At 68.8% G+C, this 17,334-nt stretch carries 18 protein-coding genes and 1 riboswitch; of the genes, 10 read left to right on the forward strand and 8 right to left on the reverse strand.

What is annotated here, in order from left to right:
* The first annotated feature begins 44 nt into the window (after positions 1 to 44).
* Positions 45 to 776 carry a hemerythrin domain-containing protein gene (locus tag ACWDTI_RS10585; protein ID WP_449738023.1) on the forward strand — a complete coding sequence of 244 codons (732 nt, stop codon included), beginning with the start codon at positions 45 to 47 and terminating at the stop codon, positions 774 to 776.
* On the opposite strand, the gene ACWDTI_RS10590 is transcribed toward ACWDTI_RS10585, so the two are convergent.
* Positions 777 to 1,919: an acyl-CoA dehydrogenase family protein gene (locus tag ACWDTI_RS10590; protein ID WP_449738024.1), complete on the reverse strand. Its 1,143-nt coding sequence runs from the start codon at positions 1,917 to 1,919 to the stop codon at positions 777 to 779.
* A gap of 61 nt (positions 1,920 to 1,980) precedes the next feature.
* On the opposite strand from ACWDTI_RS10590, the gene ACWDTI_RS10595 reads away from it, so the two are divergent.
* On the forward strand, positions 1,981 to 2,586 hold the full coding sequence (locus ACWDTI_RS10595) for a TetR/AcrR family transcriptional regulator (protein ID WP_449738025.1): 606 nt from the start codon (positions 1,981 to 1,983) through the stop codon (positions 2,584 to 2,586).
* A 373-nt stretch (positions 2,587 to 2,959) separates the two neighbouring features.
* Here ACWDTI_RS10595 and ACWDTI_RS10600 read toward each other — a convergent pair whose 3' ends face one another.
* Both ACWDTI_RS10600 and ACWDTI_RS10605 read right to left on the reverse strand, forming a co-directional pair.
* Positions 2,960 to 5,719, reverse strand: a complete 2,760-nt coding sequence (locus ACWDTI_RS10600) for a sacsin N-terminal ATP-binding-like domain-containing protein (RefSeq protein ID WP_449738026.1) — start codon at positions 5,717 to 5,719, stop codon at positions 2,960 to 2,962.
* Between the two features lie 15 nt (positions 5,720 to 5,734).
* Positions 5,735 to 6,532 (reverse strand): DUF3027 domain-containing protein, encoded by a 798-nt coding sequence (locus ACWDTI_RS10605; protein WP_449738027.1) that lies wholly within the window; start codon positions 6,530 to 6,532, stop codon positions 5,735 to 5,737.
* A gap of 111 nt (positions 6,533 to 6,643) precedes the next feature.
* On the opposite strand from ACWDTI_RS10605, the gene ACWDTI_RS10610 reads away from it, so the two are divergent.
* Both ACWDTI_RS10610 and ACWDTI_RS10615 read left to right on the forward strand, forming a co-directional pair.
* Complete coding sequence (locus tag ACWDTI_RS10610) at positions 6,644 to 8,497, forward strand: MFS transporter (protein ID WP_449738028.1); 1,854 nt, start codon at positions 6,644 to 6,646, stop codon at positions 8,495 to 8,497.
* 6 nt (positions 8,498 to 8,503) lie between these two features.
* Positions 8,504 to 9,064 carry a DUF2771 family protein gene (locus ACWDTI_RS10615; RefSeq protein ID WP_449738029.1) on the forward strand — a complete coding sequence of 187 codons (561 nt, stop codon included), beginning with the start codon at positions 8,504 to 8,506 and terminating at the stop codon, positions 9,062 to 9,064.
* A 6-nt stretch (positions 9,065 to 9,070) separates the two neighbouring features.
* On the opposite strand, the gene ACWDTI_RS10620 is transcribed toward ACWDTI_RS10615, so the two are convergent.
* Complete coding sequence (locus ACWDTI_RS10620) at positions 9,071 to 9,490, reverse strand: cold-shock protein (protein WP_449738052.1); 420 nt, start codon at positions 9,488 to 9,490, stop codon at positions 9,071 to 9,073.
* A 191-nt stretch (positions 9,491 to 9,681) separates the two neighbouring features.
* Between ACWDTI_RS10620 and ACWDTI_RS10625 the strand changes: the two genes are divergently transcribed.
* The 5 genes from ACWDTI_RS10625 (at position 9,682) to ACWDTI_RS10645 (ending at position 12,859) form a co-directional block, all read left to right on the forward strand.
* Entirely contained in the window at positions 9,682 to 9,888 is a 207-nt protein-coding gene (locus ACWDTI_RS10625; RefSeq protein WP_449738030.1) for a hypothetical protein, read from the forward strand.
* Entirely contained in the window at positions 9,885 to 10,418 is a 534-nt protein-coding gene (locus tag ACWDTI_RS10630) for a flavin reductase family protein (RefSeq protein ID WP_449738031.1), read from the forward strand. The genes ACWDTI_RS10625 and ACWDTI_RS10630 overlap by 4 nt, the downstream gene beginning before the upstream one ends.
* Before the next feature lie 5 nt (positions 10,419 to 10,423).
* Positions 10,424 to 11,527, forward strand: coding sequence for a GTP 3',8-cyclase MoaA (gene moaA / locus ACWDTI_RS10635; protein WP_449738032.1), 1,104 nt, complete (start codon positions 10,424 to 10,426; stop codon positions 11,525 to 11,527).
* 6 nt (positions 11,528 to 11,533) lie between these two features.
* A complete protein-coding gene (locus tag ACWDTI_RS10640; protein ID WP_449738033.1) occupies positions 11,534 to 11,782 on the forward strand; it encodes a MoaD/ThiS family protein in 249 nt (82 codons plus the stop codon).
* A 258-nt stretch (positions 11,783 to 12,040) separates the two neighbouring features.
* Positions 12,041 to 12,216, forward strand: a riboswitch (cyclic di-AMP (ydaO/yuaA leader).
* Positions 12,217 to 12,223: 7 nt separating this feature from the next.
* The gene (locus ACWDTI_RS10645) at positions 12,224 to 12,859 is read left to right on the forward strand and encodes a transglycosylase family protein (RefSeq protein ID WP_449738034.1); all 636 of its coding nucleotides are present in this window, start codon (positions 12,224 to 12,226) and stop codon (positions 12,857 to 12,859) included.
* 222 nt (positions 12,860 to 13,081) lie between these two features.
* On the opposite strand, the gene ACWDTI_RS10650 is transcribed toward ACWDTI_RS10645, so the two are convergent.
* The 4 genes from ACWDTI_RS10650 to ACWDTI_RS10665 are packed head-to-tail and all read right to left on the reverse strand — an operon-like array spanning position 13,082 to position 14,726.
* On the reverse strand, positions 13,082 to 13,534 hold the full coding sequence (locus ACWDTI_RS10650) for a molybdenum cofactor biosynthesis protein MoaE (protein WP_449738035.1): 453 nt from the start codon (positions 13,532 to 13,534) through the stop codon (positions 13,082 to 13,084).
* Positions 13,531 to 14,028: a MogA/MoaB family molybdenum cofactor biosynthesis protein gene (locus ACWDTI_RS10655; protein ID WP_449738036.1), complete on the reverse strand. Its 498-nt coding sequence runs from the start codon at positions 14,026 to 14,028 to the stop codon at positions 13,531 to 13,533. Before ACWDTI_RS10655 ends, ACWDTI_RS10650 begins: the two co-directional genes overlap by 4 nt.
* Positions 14,021 to 14,512 (reverse strand): cyclic pyranopterin monophosphate synthase MoaC, encoded by a 492-nt coding sequence (gene moaC / locus ACWDTI_RS10660; protein ID WP_449738037.1) that lies wholly within the window; start codon positions 14,510 to 14,512, stop codon positions 14,021 to 14,023. The genes ACWDTI_RS10655 and moaC overlap by 8 nt, the downstream gene beginning before the upstream one ends.
* A gap of 7 nt (positions 14,513 to 14,519) precedes the next feature.
* Positions 14,520 to 14,726 (reverse strand): hypothetical protein, encoded by a 207-nt coding sequence (locus tag ACWDTI_RS10665; protein ID WP_449738038.1) that lies wholly within the window; start codon positions 14,724 to 14,726, stop codon positions 14,520 to 14,522.
* 71 nt (positions 14,727 to 14,797) lie between these two features.
* Here ACWDTI_RS10665 and ACWDTI_RS10670 point away from each other — a divergent pair, with 71 nt between their 5' ends.
* Complete coding sequence (locus ACWDTI_RS10670; RefSeq protein WP_449738039.1) at positions 14,798 to 17,125, forward strand: helicase-associated domain-containing protein; 2,328 nt, start codon at positions 14,798 to 14,800, stop codon at positions 17,123 to 17,125.
* Positions 17,126 to 17,334: the final 209 nt, after the last annotated feature.

The following is a 17,334-nucleotide window of genomic DNA, read 5'->3' on the forward strand; positions in this document are numbered from 1 at the left end:
AGGCTGGTTGTTGACAGCTCACCCCGACCGATGAGGAACCTCCGATGACCACCCAGCTCACCACCCCCGCCCACCCCACCCAGCTCCGACTTCCCGGCCAGGCGGCCGCCCCCGAGGGACCCCTCGACCCGTTCATGATGTATCTGATGCACCACGCGTTCCGGCGCGATCTGGCTCAGTTCGCTCGCAGCGTCCGGCGGACACCGGTCGCCGATCGGGCCACCTGGCGCGCATTGCAAGGCCGGTGGACCCTGTTCCGGGAGACACTGCACCACCATCACACCGGCGAGGACACCTGGCTGTGGCCGCTGCTCGAGTCGCGCTGCACCAGTGCCGAACGCGACGTCCTCGACGCGATGGAGGCCGAGCACGGCGACATCGACCCGCTGCTGGCGGCGTGCGATGACGGTTTCGCCACGATGGCCGCCGGCGCCGACGACCGATCACGCGATGAGCTTTCCGCCGTCGTGGATCGGACACAGGATCATCTCGCCAACCATCTCGCGCACGAGGAGAACGACGCCCTCGCCCTGGTCCAGAAGTACATGACGGATGAGGACTGGGCCGTGCTGGAGAAGAAGTTCGGCGAGGAGAACAAGATTCGGGATCTGTTGACCGTCGCCCCGTGGGCACTCAAGGGACTCGACGACGAGGCGCGCCGCGAGCTCGGCCCACGAATCCCCGGCGCGATGTGGTTCATCGCGCGGTTGGGATCATGGTCCTTCAGCCGCGGCGAGCGCAAGGCCTTCCGCTACGACCCCGACACCGCCGTCTGATCAGCGTGACGCCAGCGCGCGACCGATCACGAGTCGCTGAATCTGGTTGGTGCCCTCGAAGATCTGCGTGATCTTGGCTTCCCGCATGAACCGCTCGACGCGGAAGTCGCGGGTGTAGCCGTACCCACCGAGGACCTGCACCGCGTCGGTGGTGACCTTCATCGCGGCGTCGGTGGCGACGAGTTTGGCGGTCGCCGCCGCCCGCGAGTAGGGCCGGCCCGCGTCGCGGCGGCGCGCGGCGTCGAGATACGTGGCGCGGGCGGAATCGACGGCGGCGGCCATGTCGGCCAATAGGAAGCTCAGGCCCTGGTGATCGATGATCTTGCGGCCGAAGGCGGTTCGTTCCTGGGCGTAGTCGACGGCGGCGTCGAGCGCGGATTGCGCGAGACCGGTGGCGACCGCGGCGATGCCGAGGCGTCCGGAGTCGAGGGCGGAGAAGGCAATCGTCAGGCCGTCGCCCTCGGCACCGAGGCATCGATCCTCGTCGACAAAGGCGTCGTCGTAGGTGGCCGACGTGGTGGGCACGGCGTGCAGTCCCATCTTCTCCTCCGGCTTGCCGAAGGTGAGGCCATCGGTGTCGCGGGGAACGAGGAAGCAGCTCACGCCTTTGGAGCCGTCACCCGTGCGAGCGAAGAGGTTGTAGACGTCGGCGATCCCACCGTGGGTGATCCACGCCTTGGCGCCGTTGACGCGGTAGCCGCCCTCGGTGGCGGCGGCCTTGCAGATCAGCGCCGCGGCGTCGGATCCGGCCTGCGACTCGGAGAGGCTGTAGGCGCCGACGAGCCGGCCGTTGAGGAGATCCGGCAGCCATCGCTGCTTCTGATCGTCGCTGCCGAAGGTGAACAGCGGATGGCAGGCCAGACCGTGGACGCTGACCGCCACGGCGACGGCGGCCCACCGGGCCCCGAGTTCCTCGAGCACCTGCAGGTAGACCTCGTAGGGTTGTCCGCCGCCGTCCCACTCCACCGGGTACGGCAAACCGAGCAGGCCCGCTTCACCCATCTCGGCGAACAGCCCCTCGGGGTACTTCTCGGCCTTCTCGTACTCGTCGACGATCGGCGCGAGCCGTTTGTCGGCGAAGTCCCTGGTCAGGGCGATGAGATCGTGCGCTTCGTCGCTGGGCAATAATCGGTCGACCGGCATGTCGAGACCTCCGAGGGAATGTGGACAGTACTGAAGTACTTCAGATAGTACTATGAGGAGCATGGTTGACGACACCGCCTTCGGTACCCGTCGCCGCGACGACCTGTTCGACCGGCTCCTCGCGCTCGTACTGAGTGACGGCTTCGCCGGTCTCGGCGTGGCGGATCTGGCCGCACGACTGCGATGCTCCAAGTCGACGCTCTACACACTGGCCGGCAGCAAAGAGCAGCTGGTCACCAAAACCGTCACCCACTTCTTCCGGCAGGCGACGGACACGGTGGAGGCGCGCGTGTCCGAAGCTCCGACGGCGCGCGAGAAGGTCATCGCCTACCTGGTCACCGTCGGCGACGCCCTGGCCCCGGCGTCACCGGCTTTCATGGCCGACCTCCATGCCTTCGAGCCGACGCGTGACCTCTACGAACGGAACACGGCCGCCGCCGCACGGCGGGTGCGCGAACTGATCGCCGACGGAGTGGCGTCGGGAGAGTTCCGCGACGTGGACGCCGCCTTCGCCGCCGACCTCGCCGCCTCGATGATGAGCCGCATCCAGCGACGCGAGGTCGCCGCCACCACCGGCCTCGACGACGCGCAGGCGTATCGGCAACTGGCGTCGATTCTGATGTCGGGGATCGATGCGGGCATCCCGGCTGGTCGAGTGCGCGACTGAGCTCGCGGGGCGCGTATCGAGATCAACTGTCGCCCAGGTGATCTCGATGCGGCGCCTCGCTGCGCTCGGAGCCTTACTCGATCAGCGAAGAGGACTCGACCCAGCGCAGCAGCGCTCGGAGCATGTTCCGAAGTGTCGCCACACCCCGCTGATCGAGTAAGGCTCCGAGCTTGCGAGGTGCCGCATCGAGATCTCGTTCACCGTTGATCTCGATGCGCTCGCTCGCAAGCTCGCGGGCTTACTCGATCAGCGAAAGGGGCTGCGACTCTTCCCAGCCCACGCTGGCCGCCTGCGGCGGCCCAGGTTACCTACTCGATCAGCGGTGCGGCACCTCGCTGCACTCGGAGCCTTACTCGATCAACCGAACGAGTGCTCAGCGGGAAGCCGTCGGGGCCGACTCCAGGTGCAGGATGCCGTGGTCGTCCATCCACCACGACACTCGCACGTCATGCTCGGTATTGTTGCGCTGCAACCTGATCCAGAGTTGGTCGTGCAGGCGGCACTCGCCGCCGGTGGGCTCGCGTCCGGTGAGCACGGAATCGAGCACCGCCTGCGTCGAGTCCGCCGACACGGCATCGCCCGGCTCGCGGGGGGCGGCCACGAGTTCGTCACTGGCGGTGGGCAGATCGAGGATCTCAGCGAGGAGTTCGGCGTCGTCGGGCTCGACCGCACGGCCGGCGAGCACCATCTCGGACGGGTCGAGGACCTGCGCCAGCCACGGATGATCCACGACCACCCCACGCTCGACCGCGTCCCCGGACACCGTCCGGACTCGTTGCGGTACAGCAAGATCAGCGGGATCGAAGAGTCCCCGGCGGCACGCGGCGACAATCGCGGCGTGGGTGGCTGCCGCGACGCCGGGCGCGACGACCCGGTCCGGGTCGGCCAGGTGCGAGAGCAAGGTGTCGGCATCGTCGCGCGACTCGACCACCGCCCCACCGAGAGCCGCCGACAACTCGTCGGCGTACGGGTGTTCCAGCGCGTCGCGCACACCGGCGACCGCGATGTCCGACGGCGCCCGATACCAGCCGAGCACGTGGCCGTCGACGAGGGCGTGGTGCCGCAACCACCACGCCGTATAGCCGACACGATCGGCCAGCAGGCCGACGGTGTCCTCGTCCTCGACGAGCAGGCTGAACACCTGCGGCCACCGGTCATCGTCGACGAGGTCCAGATCGCGGACTGCGGCAAGACTTTCCGGCGGCTCCGCGAGCGAATCCCACCATGCCGATTCGTCGGGGAGATCGTGGTCCGGGGCAACCGGCAGGTCGTCCCGGACCACGAGGAATCCCCAGCCGACGCCGAGTCGGCGCAGGATCTCCGGTCCGTGGCGATCGACGACAGAGTTCGCGACCACCCCATACGGCGCATCCTCGACAAGCACGGCGCGTATCGGACTGTCGGGCAGAAGCAGTTCGTCGGCCGGGCGCAGGTCCCCCTGCTCATCGGGCAGCAGCAGCGCCGACAATGCCTCCGGGATTCTCGCCTCGGGATCGGTGGCGGCCAGGGTGAGCACCTCGTCGGCGAGGTCACCGGCCTCCTCGTCGTCGACGTGCTCGACGAGGTCGGCCAACGCCGGATCCCGTAGCGCTTCCTCGACCGAAATGGGTTGCGCGCCCAGTCGTTCCAGCAACGGATGCCGTGCATCCGGGTGCACCATCGGTATCCAGCGCACCGGCGCGGAGAGATGATCGGCGACGAAGAGTCCGCGCGCACCGATGTTCATCCGGCCGTCGGCCCGCGGGATCGGCAGCGCACCCAGTTCCTCGACCTCACCCGCAGACCCCACATAGGGTGAGAGCGCGGCGTAAAGACCTGCCCACCAACCCGGTTCGCGTTCGACCCCGATGAGCCGCTCGGCCAGATCGGCCAGGCCGATCTCGGTCACGCCGACCGACCGCAGTCGCGTGATGTGACGGCGTTCCGAGACGTCGGGATGCGCGAGGTCGCCGGCAACGGGCTCCAGCACCTCGGCCAGTTCGTCGGACAGATCGGCGAACACGACCGCCCGGTTCGGGATGAGGTCTTCTCCGCCGACGGCGGGAAGCCAACGGCGTTCACGTAATTCGGCGATGACCGCGTCGATCAGCACCGCGTCGTCGTGACCGACCGCATCGGCGGCCCGCGGGATGAACTCCGGTCGCGCCGAACCTGGGAGTGCGGCGAGGAGATCCGCGTAACCGGTTGCCGCCGTGGCGATGTCGGCTTCGGGGTGGAGGTGGCGACGATCCGGGGTGAGCGGCAGGCCGGTGATGCACCATGCGGGCAGAGACAGGTCGATGTCGGTCGGCGTGGGCGCGTGCAACACCCCGCCGCCGACGACGATCGGACCGGCGGACCCGATCTCGACGAGCCAGCGCGTAGCCCCGCGGGCCACCTCGACCCAGTCGCGCACCGCCGAGCCGCGCGGACCCGATTCCTCGACACGTACTTCGACTGCGTTCGGCCCAACGGTGCGGGTGACGGAGAACTCGTTCTCCCCCACCGTGATCGACGACAGCGCGGGCAGCTCGAGCATCAGTTCCGCGGCCTGTGAGCGTGCGCTCTCGAGCAGTTCGTCGACGACGACACCGTCGGACAGGTGCAGCGTGATCTCCGTGTCGAACCCCGCGGCCGGGGTAGCGTCGGCCGGCCACGCCAGCCGGAGCAGTGGCGCGTCTGCGGCATCGGCAGCGTCGACCCCGACCGACTGCGCAGCATCGGCAGACTCCGCTTGGTCGAAAACGATCGACCCGGTCCGCGAACGCATCTCGACGCGGTCGGCGACCGCGGCGGTTGCGGTGAACCCGACACCGAATCGTCCCACGCTGGGGTGATCGTCGTCGGATGACTTGGCCGAGACCCGCAGCGCGAGCAGCGAACGGACGCCGTCCTCGGTCAGCGGGGCGCCGGTGTTGGCGACATGAAGTTCCCGGCCCTCGGCCCAGATCGCGAGCTTGCCTACGGTTTCCATTGCCGACGCGGCATCCGCGGCGTTGGCGGCGAGTTCGGTGAACAGCCGGTCCCGGTACCCGACGGTGACCAGATCGCGTTCGGCCGCAACGTCTTCGGCGAAACGGGTCGGTGACGAGCGCCAGGTCTGCAGTGTCGCGGCGCGGAGGTCGGCGAGCCCGAAAGGATCAGCGCTCGCCACGACGATTCCCGTCGATCAGGACGACTCGTCCGTACCGGCCCCCGCTGCTGCGACGACGCTGATGATCTCCAACGCGCCGTCGTCGTAGGCGTCGTAGGCGGGTGACCCGTCACCGGTCGGCGCCGACATGTCCGAATGTGCGCCGCATCCGTAGCCGGCGGCGACGACGTGCCCGTCCGCGGCGTATTCGTTGGCGCAGACTCCGAACCCGGCACGTAGCGCTCCGGCCAGCGGGAGGTAGAAGCCGCACGTCGCGCACGAGTACGCGGCGGCGGCGGCCATATCGGCGTTCGGGCCGAAGTCGCCGTCGTGCCACCGCTGCGCGGCCTCGTCGCGGCCCTCCGGACTCAGGAGTCGGCGACGCCCGAGTCCGAGTTCGCCGGCGATCTGGCCGATGTCGTCGGGATCCTCCTCGTCGGAGTCGAAGCGGAACTCGTCGGAGGTGTCGATCTGATTGGGCACCAGTCGGGGATCGTCGAGGTCGGCGGCCAGCACATCACCGGGCGACAGGTCTCCGGGTGCGACGCGCTGCGCCCACGGCACCCAGTGCGGCGCGAGCAACGAATCGTTGCCGGGCAGCAGCACGACCTCGCTCACGGTGACGTGGTCGGAACCCGGCGCACCCGCCAGCACCACACACCACTGCCAACCGCGATAGCCGACGAGGTCCGCCTCGAAATAGTGGGTGACCGCCCAGTCACCCTCCACCGCGGCATCCAAGTGCGCACCGGGGGTGTGTCCGTCGTCGAGCAGCGCTTGGCGCGCCACGTCGACCGCAGCGAGCAGCCGGTCACCATCGAACGCAAGAGTCACGTGTCCAGTGTGCAATATGACGCGCACCACAGAGCACGGACCCGGTTATTTGCGGCGCGCGCGGCCGGACGTGTCGCCACCTCGTCGGTGCCATAGGGAACAATTGACTTCGTGAACCGACCCAGTCCCCGCTTCCCTCATCGGGAGCCGACCGGTGTCGACGACGACCGACGCAGCCCGGGCCGGCACCCGGGTGCCGCCAATTATCCGGCCGACGAGCGTCGTGCGCGTCGATCCACCGGTCCTCGCGCCACCCCCCGCGGTCCAGGTGAGGAGGCCTACCTCCCGCCGCCGACGCACAATCCCCATCTGCCGCCACTCAACGACGACGCCGACACCGATCGGTTCGGCAGCACGCGCGCGATGCCGACCGAGGAGACGACCGCACCGCACGGCGCGACCCGCATGCCCAAGAAACTCACGGTCATGCGGGTCGCCGCCCTGCGCAGCCGCGAATTGACCCGCCGCGGAGTCGACAAGATCTATCAGGCGGCCACCGCCGACGGCGCCGACCGGTCGGGGCTGACCGCGCTCACGCTGCCGGTGATCGTGAACTTCGCGGTCGACGCCGCGATGGCCGTGGCGCTGGCCAACACCCTGTTCTTCGCTGCCGCGACCGGCGAATCGAAGACCAACGTCGGGCTGTACCTGGCACTGACCATCGCACCGTTCGCCCTGATCGCCCCGCTGATCGGCCCGATGCTGGATCGTCTGCAGCACGGCCGCCGCATCGCGATGGCCACCACGTTCGGTCTGCGGACGGCTCTGGCGTTGCTGATCATGGCCAACAGTTCGTGGGACGCCGCCACCGATCAGCTGCAATACGACCCGTGGGTGCTCTACCCGTGCGCGCTCGGACTGCTGGTGTTGTCCAAATCCTTCGGCGTCCTGAAATCCGCGGTCACCCCGCGAGTCGTGCCGCCGACCATCGACCTGCCCCGGGTGAACTCCCGGCTCACCACGTTCGGGCTGATCGGCGGGACGATCGTCGGCGGTGGTCTCGCCGCGCTCTTCGAACTGCTGCTGGCCAAGGTCCTGCCGGTCCACATTCCCGGCGCGATGGCCTGGCTGGCGGTGATCGCGGCGGTCGGCGCGTGGTTGTGTATGCGCATCCCGGCGTGGGTCGAGGTGACCGAGGGCGAGATCCCGGCGACATTCAGCTATCACGGCGAGCCGGCCACCTCGCGGCCCGAACACGAGAGCGGAAGCGGACGCCGCAAGGCCCGCGAGACCGCCACCGCGCTCGCCGCCAAGATGCGGCAGCCACTGGGCCGGAAGGTGGTGACCGGACTCTGGGGAAACGCCACGATCCGCATTCTCACCGGGTTCCTGACGCTCTACATCGCCTTCTACGCGAAGGCCCAGCAGGACGTGCACTCGGACTGGACTCAGCTGGTGCTGCTCGGTGCCGTGGGTGCGGCGGCCGGCGTCGGCAACATGATCGGCAACGGACTCGGCACGCGTCTGGAGTTGAAGAACCCACCCGGCATCGTGCTGTGGTGCACCGCGGCATGTTTCGTGGCGGCGGTCCTGACCGCCGTCTTCGGCAGCATCGTCGTCGCGACCGCGGCCGCGCTGGTGGCCTCGGGAACCAGCGCGATCGGCAAGGTGTGCCTCGACTCGTCGATCCAGGACGACCTCCCCGAGGAGTCGCGGGCCTCGGCATTCGGACGATCCGAGACGATGCTGCAGTTGGGCTGGGTGTTCGGTGCGACGCTCGGCGTCCTGCTACCACCCACCCTGTGGATCGGATTCACCGTCGTGGCGGTGCTGCTCGGCATCGGCCTCGTGCAGACGATCCTCACCGCCCGCGGTTCGTCGCTGGTGCCCGGCCTGGGCGGCCGTCGACCCGACTATGCCGCACCGACCGTCGCGTTCCCGGCCGCTCCCGGACGCCCCGCGGCCACCGGCCCGGGGGCCGCGGCCACCCGCAAGATGCCCACCGACCGCAGCAATCAGCCTTAGGACACCGTGCACCTCACCCCTGGAGAGAAGAAGTCGCTCGCGATCATCGCGGCGATCGTGGTCGCATTCGTCGTGGTCGTGGGGGCGACTGTCGCGGTCCTCACCAAGGACACGTGGTCGGGAGACGGCCACGACGACGAGCCGGGATACCTGCAGTTGGCGATCGGCGATCGCCTCGTCCGCGTGGAACCCGCGAAGTGGTGCGACGTCCTCGTGCGCTCCTGCGACCCACCGGGTGCCGAACTGCGGCCGTCACCACATGAACCGATTCCGGTCGGCCAGACGACCCTGCTGTCGGTGTCCGAGGAGATCGCCCAGAGCCCGTGGGTTCTGTACCTGCTCTACGCGGACCGCAGCGGAAAAATCATCAACCCGGAACCCGAGGGCATCGCGCAGCGCAGCGGCAGCACCTACACCGTCGCCCTGCGGTCGACGCCGGACCGCGTGTTGATCAACGTCGAGGTACAACCGCTCTCCGCGGTCACCGAAGGCGACGACTACGTGGCGCGCGGCATCCTGTCGGTGAACACGACCCCCGACGACTTCACGGTACGCACGACCGCCTGAGCGACGTCAGTGCTCGAGTTCGCGCGCGACCGCGCGGACGACCTCGGCGATACGGGCCGCGGTCTTGCGATCCGGATAGCGCCCCTTGCGCAGATCGGGCTGCACCTTGCCCTCGAGGAGGGTGATCAGGTCGGCGACCATGCCGTGCAGTTCGTCGGGCGAATGCCGCTTGGCCTGTGCCTCCTTGCGCGCGGCCTCGCGGACGTTCTTCGCCACGCTGGGTGCCTGTTCGAGCACGGTGACGGTCAGGGCCTGGGGTCCGCGACGGCCGGCGGCCATGCCGAACTCGACGCGCTGCCCGGGCTTGAGGGTCGCGACCCCCTCGGGCAGTGCGCTTGAGCGGACGTAGACATCCTCGCCGCTGTCCTGCGCGAGGAATCCAAAGCCCTTTTCGGCGTCGTACCACTTCACCTTGCCGGTCGGCACTGTGCTCACCTTCACCTGTACATCGGATGTGTCATGACAAAGCGCCTCGCTCCGGACAGAAGCAGAGGCGCCTGTTTCGTCCCAGTCTAGCCAACGACGTCACCGGCGGTCACGTGGATTACCTCACCTCGAAACCGTCGTCGTGACCAGGTCGAACACCAGGGGGGTCCATGTGTTCTACCGTGGAGGTCATGGAGAGGCATTCGTCACGGCTGTTGGCCGTGGCCGGGGTTGTGTTCGCGATAGGTCTCCTGGCCATCGTCGCGTTGTTCGTCACGCCTCTGGTCACCGACGGCGATACCGCACCGACGGTCGTCTATGTACTGACGATGTGCGCTCCCGTGGGCTTCGTCCTCGGACTGGTGTTCGCGCTGAGGTCGGGACGGCGAGCGCGATGACCGTCGACTCGGCAGCCTCCACCGCGCTCTCGCCGGCCGACGACGAGGCCACACTCAAGCGCGCCTACAGCTGCTTCCCGTCCGGGGTCGTGGCGGTGTGCTGCCGCGTGACCGGCGACGACGGCACCTCCGAGATGGTGGGGATGGCCGCGAGTGCGTTCACCACCGTGTCGCTCGATCCGCCGCTGGTCTCGTTGTGCGTGCAGAACACCTCGACAACCTGGCCGCGCCTGCGCAACGCGTCCGCGATCGGGCTCAGTGTCTTCGCCTACGACCAATCTGATCTCTGCCGGCAGTTGGCCGGACCGAGCGCACGCCGCTTCGCCGGCATCGTTCCGTTCGGCACCGACGACGGCGCGCTGTTCATCCCGGATGCCGCGGCGAACCTCTCGTGTTCGCTGCACAACGAGATCCCTGCCGGCGACCACACGTTGGTACTGCTGCAGATCGAGGCATTGCGCTACGACCCGGGTGTGGAGCCACTTGTCTTCCACGCCAGCACATTTCGTTCCCTGGAAGCCAGGCGGTAGCCGCCATGACCATTGTCGCGCTCGGCCTGCCGACCTCTCCTCCCGTGGATGCGGCCATCGTCGCGCACTCCGTGGTCGACGCACCGACGTCGGGACCGCTGATCGATCGACACGGACGTGTCGTTCGGGACCTGCGGGTGTCGGTGACCGACCGCTGCAATCTGCGCTGCACCTACTGCATGCCGGCCGACGGCCTGGAGTGGCTGCCGTCAGAGCAGACCCTGAGCACCGACGAGCTGATCCGCCTGCTCACCGTCGCCGTGCGCGACCTGGGCATCGAGACGATCCGGTTCACCGGCGGCGAACCTCTCCTGCGACGTGATCTCGACGTGCTGATCGCGGCGGTGGCGTCACTACCCGGGCGTCCCGAGATCGCGATGACCACCAACGGCCTCGGACTGGCACACCGGATCGATGATCTGGTCGCCGCCGGCCTCGACCGGATCAATGTCTCCCTGGACACCGTGGATCGCGCGCGCTTCGCGGAGATCACCCGCCGCGACCGCGTCGACGACGTCGTGTCCGGTCTCGCGGCCGCGCGGCGTGCGGGCCTGCGCTCGATCAAGGTCAACGCGGTGCTCCCGACACGCGATGACCTCTCGCGGCTGCCCGATCTGCTGGAGTTCTGCCTCGAGCACGGTTACGAGCTGCGGGTCATCGAGCAGATGCCGCTGGACGCCGACCACCGGTGGAACCGCGCCGCCATGGTCACGGCCGACGAGATACTCGCCGCGCTGCGGGCCCGATTCACCCTGCTCCCCGATCCCCGGCCACGCGGCAGTGCCCCCGCCGCGACGTGGCTGGTCGACGGCCGTGGCACCCACGGTGTGCCCGCACGAGTCGGCGTGATCGCATCGGTCACGCGGCCGTTCTGCGGCGACTGCGACCGCGCCCGACTGACCGCGGACGGCGCCCTGCGCAATTGCCTGTTCGCACAGTCGGAAACCGACCTGCGCCGGCTTCTGCGCAGCGGTGTCCCCGACGATCGGCTGGACGCCGCGATCGCAGACCTCTGGCGCGCCAACGCTTGGGTGAAGCTGCCGGGTCACGGTGTCGACGACCCGGACTTCCACCAGCCCGACCGGCCGATGTCGGCCATCGGGGGTTGAGTTCTCGTGCAACTGACCGTGCGCTACTTCGCTGCCGCGCGCGCTGCCGCGGGTGGCGAGTCGTCGACCGTCGACATCTCGCCCGAGGCCACTCTCGGTGACCTGGAAACGATCCTCGCCGCCGACAATCCCGACCTGGCCCGGGTCCTCGACCGCTGCTCGTATCTCCGCGATTCGGTCGCGCTGTGCGACCGGAGCGTTCGGCTCGGTACCTGTGCAACCCTCGACGTCCTGCCGCCGTTCGCCGGTGGCTGACGACACACCCGGCCTGTGAGGTTCCTCACATAACGGTGTGATAACGAGACGGCCACAAGTCGACTATCGCCCCGTGAACTGCGATGACGGCGGAAGTGGGTCGAAAGTCCCGATTTGGCCCCAAATTTCGATGTGCGGAGAACTGTCTTTCGCCGCGCTCAACGTCGTACTGTCTAAAACGACTCCACCGGGGTCACGACCACATAACAGACAGAACGTCACGTCGGCCGCGCCGAGCCTCGCTCCACCGACGCAGACGAACCGAGAACGAACATCTAGGAGCGAGGACGGGGGACCCACTCTCCCCGGAGAGATCGGACACCGACCCGGTGTCCTAGGGGTCAAGTCCCGGAGTGACACACGTCAGGCCGGGACCGGGCAGCCTCTCGCCCGAACCCGACAGCTGACTTCGTAGGCGCGTGGAGAGAGGAAACACCACTCATGACCGGACGTCATCGCAAACCCTCGACCGCCTCGACCACCAAGACCTTCGCCAAGGTCGCGCTGACCGGCGCCGTCCTGGGCGGCGGAGCGGCCCTGATCGGCACCGGTTCGGCCAACGCCGCCACCGACGCCGAGTGGAACCAGGTCGCACAGTGCGAGTCGGGCGGCAACTGGGCCATCAACACCGGCAACGGCTACCAGGGCGGCCTGCAGTTCAGCCCGAGCACCTGGGCCGGCCACGGCGGCACCGAGTTCGCTCCGTCGGCCAACCAGGCCACCCGTGAGCAGCAGATCGTCGTCGCCGAGCGTGTGCTCGGTAGCCAGGGCAAGGGCGCCTGGCCGGTGTGTGGCACCGGCCTGTCGGGTGCCACCCAGCGGTCGGCACCGGTCGTCCAGAAGCCCGTGCTGCCGAACCTGCCCGCTCCGTTCAACTGGTCGACCGCCCCGCAGGCCAAGACCACCAACGACGTCAAGGGCCAGATCGACAAAGCGCTCGGACAGGCCGTCGAAGGCAACAAGGTCAACCCCGAGGTCGAGAAGCTCTGGAAGGCCGCCAAGCAGAGTGGCTACGAGCTCAGCCCGGACCAGATCAAGCTGTACAACCAGCACAAGAATCTGCTGCCGCTCCCCTGAGCAGCACCCTGAACGAGGGGCCCCGCACGATGTTCAATCCGTGCGGGGCCCTTTTCCATTTCCGTGGCGCCTGGTGAGCCCCCGTTCTCGCAGCGGCAGGATCACCCACATCACCGTTCCTGAAGGATGCTCGACCAGTTCCGGTCGAGTCCGTTCGGTGCCCGTCTCCCGTGATCCGCGTCGTCACCCTGGTCGGTCGCCATGGGCAAACCCCAGACGCGCCTAGGCCGACCCGACCCACTCATCGGTGCCGTCGGCGAAGATCTGATGCTTCCACACCGGCAAGCGCGCCTTGACCTCGTCGACGAGCAGCGCGCAGGTGTCGAATGCCGCGCGACGATGATCGGCGGCGACGGCGACCACGAAGGCGGCATCGCCGACGTCGAGGTCCCCGACACGGTGCGACACGGCAACAGCGCGCACGCCCTTCGCCTGTTCGGCGATCTCGCCGACCACCTCGGCAAGGACCTCCGGTGCGCTGGGGTGCGCCGAATACAGGAGTCGGGTGACGTCATGCCCGTGATCATGATTGCGCACCGCACCGACAAACCCGACCACCGCGCCCGCGGTGCCGCCGGAGGCCAGCGTGACCGCCGCTTCGTGGTCGTCGAGCCGGATGGGGGTCTCCGACAACTGAGCCCGTACGACGAGTGTCGGGGATGGTTCGGCTGTCATCGGTGGTCACCGCCGCGGATCTGATCGAGAACATGGTCGACGACGGTGTCGAGCACGCCCAGCCCATCGCGCACCCCGCCCGATGAGCCGGGCAGGTTCACGACGAGGGTCCGGTCGGCGACGCCCGCGACACCGCGGGACAGGATGGCGGTTGGCACACCGGGCAGGCCGGCGGCGCGAATCGCGTCGGCGAGACCCACGACCTCGAAGTCGAGCAGCGGCCGGGTCTCCTCGGGGGTGCGGTCGGTCGGCGTCACGCCCGTGCCACCGGAGGTGAGGATGAGATCGGCCTCGGCGTAGATGCCGGCGCGGATCGCGGCACCGACCGGTGGGCCGTCGGACACGACGATGAGTTCGTCGACGACGAACCCCCGCTCGGTCAGCCAGTCGCTGATGATCGGTCCGGTCCGATCGGGATACTCGCCACGGCTGGCGCGGGTCGACGCGACGACGACGCGGGCGACACGCGGGTGCTGCCGGGATAGCTCAGTCACGGTGCCAGGGACCCGACTTGCCGCCGGTCTTGGAAAGCAACCGGATGTCGGTCATGGACGCCCGACGGTCGACGGCCTTGACCATGTCGTGCAAGGTCAGACCGGTCACCGCCACCGCGGTGAGGGCTTCCATCTCGACCCCGGTCGGCCCGCTGGTGGCCACGGTCGCGGTGACCTCGATGTGCGCCGGGCCGATCGAGAAGTCGACCTCCACCGACGACAGGGCGAGCTGATGGCAGAGCGGGATCAGCTCGTCGGTGCGCTTGGCGGCCATGATGCCGGCGATGCGGGCGGTCGCGAGCACATCGCCCTTCGGGAGCGCCCCCTCGCTGAGCAGCCCGATCACCTCGCTAGTGGTGCGGAAGGTGCCGGCGGCGACGGCGCGCCGCTGCGTCTGCGCCTTTCCGCCGACGTCGACCATGCGGGCCGCGCCGGAGGAGTCGATGTGACTCAGTCCCGGCGAGGCATGGTCCTGCGCGGACACTCGCTGATCAGCGGTTGATGACCGTCTTCGGCTGCAGGTACGGCAGGTCGTCGAGCGGCAGCGGGAACTCGACGTCGCCGAACGGCGACAACGCGCCGGACAGACCGGCAGCGAACTCGGAAACAGCGTGGGCACTGTCTCCGTCGGAGTCCTTGGGCCAGCCGTTGTCGACGTACTGCTTCTTCTTCTCAACGCTCTTCTCAGCCACGCGCATATTGTGCCATGCGGCCCCGACCGAGTCCCCGCGAAACGTCCGGTGGCGCTGTGCTCAGTAGAATCGGCCGAATGAGTTCGGATTCCGGGGGCGCCGGCCTGGCCGATGACCTGGCGTCGCGCTCCGACGACGAACTCACCGAACTGTTGACCGCACGCCCGGATCTGGCGTCGCCGCCGCCGGCCGGCACCAAGGTTCTGGCGTCGCGGGCGCTTTCTGCCGGATCTTCGTCGCTGGCCGGCGAGGACCTGGATCTGCTGGCCGCCGCGGTCTTGGAGATCGTGATCGATCGGGGTGCCGAAGGCAAAGGCCTCCTCCCCGCACCCGTGGCGACCGATGTCGTCGTCAAGGGACTCGCCGGACGCGCCGACAGGGCGGAGATCGATGCCCGGGTGGACCTGCTGCGCCGGCGGGCGCTGCTGTGGGGCCCTGACGACGGGTTGCTGACCGGTGCGCACGCCCCCTCGGCGCTGCCGTGGAGGGGGCGTCACCTGACCGGGCCGATGGGCGCGGCCACCACCGACGAGCTGCAGAGTCGGCTCGCGGACCTGGACGAACGCCGACGCGGGGTGCTGGAGAAACTGTCGCAGGGTTCGGCGTTGGGGCGCAGCCGGGACGCCGCCGCCGACGCAGATCCCACCGCACCGGTCCCGGCTCTCATCGCGGCCGGCCTGCTCGCGCGGGTCGACGAACAGACCGTCGAGTTGCCGCCGACGATCGGACAGCTGCTGCGCGGGGAACCGCCGCTGCGCACCGACGATCTCCGCCCGCCCGCCCTGCATCCACGCGACGCGAAGCCGCGGTTCTCTGCGGCCGCGCTCGAGGCCGCCGCCGGCGGCGAGGCCCTGGAACTGATTCGCCACGCGACCACCTTGCTGCGCACGCTGGGCCTGACCCCGGCGGCGGTCCTGAGATCCGGCGCGCTCGGCGTCCGCGAGCAGCGTCGGCTCGCCAAGGTGACCGGGTTGGCGCCGGAGAGGGTGGCGTTTCTCCTCGAACTGCTCGCCTATGTTCGGCTGATCGACGCAGGGTTCCCGGCACCGTCGCCGGCCAACGACATCGGTGACGTGGCGTTTGCGCCGACCCCGGCCGCCGACTCGTGGATGCATCAGGCGCCCGACCGTCAGTGGTGGGCGCTCGTGGAGGCGTGGCTCGAGATGCCTCGCTGCCCATGGCAGATCGGCGAACCCGACCTTGACGGCAATGCCTACGCAGCCATCTCCGGCGAGCTGCATAATGCGTTCGCGCCGGAGCAGCGCCGCGCGATACTGGCCACGCTGGCGCAGGGCAAGAAGGCGGTGCCGGTGGACGAGGACGCACTCGCGTCCGCACTACATTGGCGGCACCCACGCCTGATCCGTCGCTATTCGCGACGGACGGTTCACGAAACACTCAGAGAGGCAAGAGAACTCGGACTCGTCGCGCACGATGCGCTGACCGGGGTGGGCCGGGCGGTGATCGCGGGCGGCGAGGATCTCGAGGCATCGACGCTCGCGGCGATGCGCTCGGCGCTACCGGCGCCGGTCGATCACTTTCTGACCCAGGCCGATCTGACGCTGACCGTGCCCGGCCCGATGACACCCGAACTCGCCGACCAGGTGGAGTTGGTGGCCGACCTCGAATCCGGTGGCGCCGCATCGGTGTATCGCATCTCCGAGAACAGCGTGCGGCGCGCATTGGATGCCGGACGCAGCAGCAGCGAGCTGCTCACGATGTTCACCACGCATTCGACGACCCCGGTGCCACAATCGCTCACCTATCTGATCGAGGACGTTGCACGCAAGCACGGCCAACTCCGTGTCGGGGTGGCGTCGGCGTTCATCCGGTGCGAGGACCCGACGACGCTGGCCGCGGTGTTGCGCAGCGAGGCGGTCGAGCCGCTCGCGCTCCGTGCCCTCGCGCCCACCGTCGCCGTCTCCCCAGCCGACGTCCGTGACGTCATCGACAGACTTCGTGCCGCGGGATTCGCTCCGGCAGGCGAGGATTCGTCGGGCACGCTCGTCGACCTGCGGGACCGGGGCAGCCGGGTGACCGTGTCCCGGCCGCGCCGGCATCCGCACCCCCGACGGTCGGTACCCTCCGAGTCTCAGCTGCGGTCGGTCATCGCCCGCATGCGGTCGGCCGATCGCGCCGACGGCGCCCGCCCGGCCCAGTCGGCGTCGGCGCCGGTCCGCGCGTCCGGTGGCGGCGAGTCCGCGACAGCGCTGATTCAGTTGGCACTGAGGGCGAATCGCCGGTTGCGCGTCGACTACGTGGACGCCCACGGCTCCGCCAGTCGCCACCTGGTCACCCCGCGGACCCTCGGCGCGGGTCAGCTGATCGCGGTCGATTCGGGTACCGAAGAGGAGCAACACTTTTCGCTGCACCGCATCACCAGCGTGGAACTCCTCGAGAGTTGATCTCGCGTCCCGCGCCGGGCGGGTGGCGTGTCGCGTCGACTGGGCGCCCTGCGCCGTCGAGTGGGCGCTATTTCCCGTCCAGTGGGCGCCCTGCGCCGTCGACTGGGCGCCCTGCGGTAGGTGTCAAGCTCTGGTGAGTCACTCAGGGGGTTTTGGTCAGGCAGCTTTCTCAGAGGTTGCCTGTGATGGTGGTGGGGTGGTGGGTTCGT

Source organism: Gordonia sp. NPDC003424, from assembly GCF_053588655.1.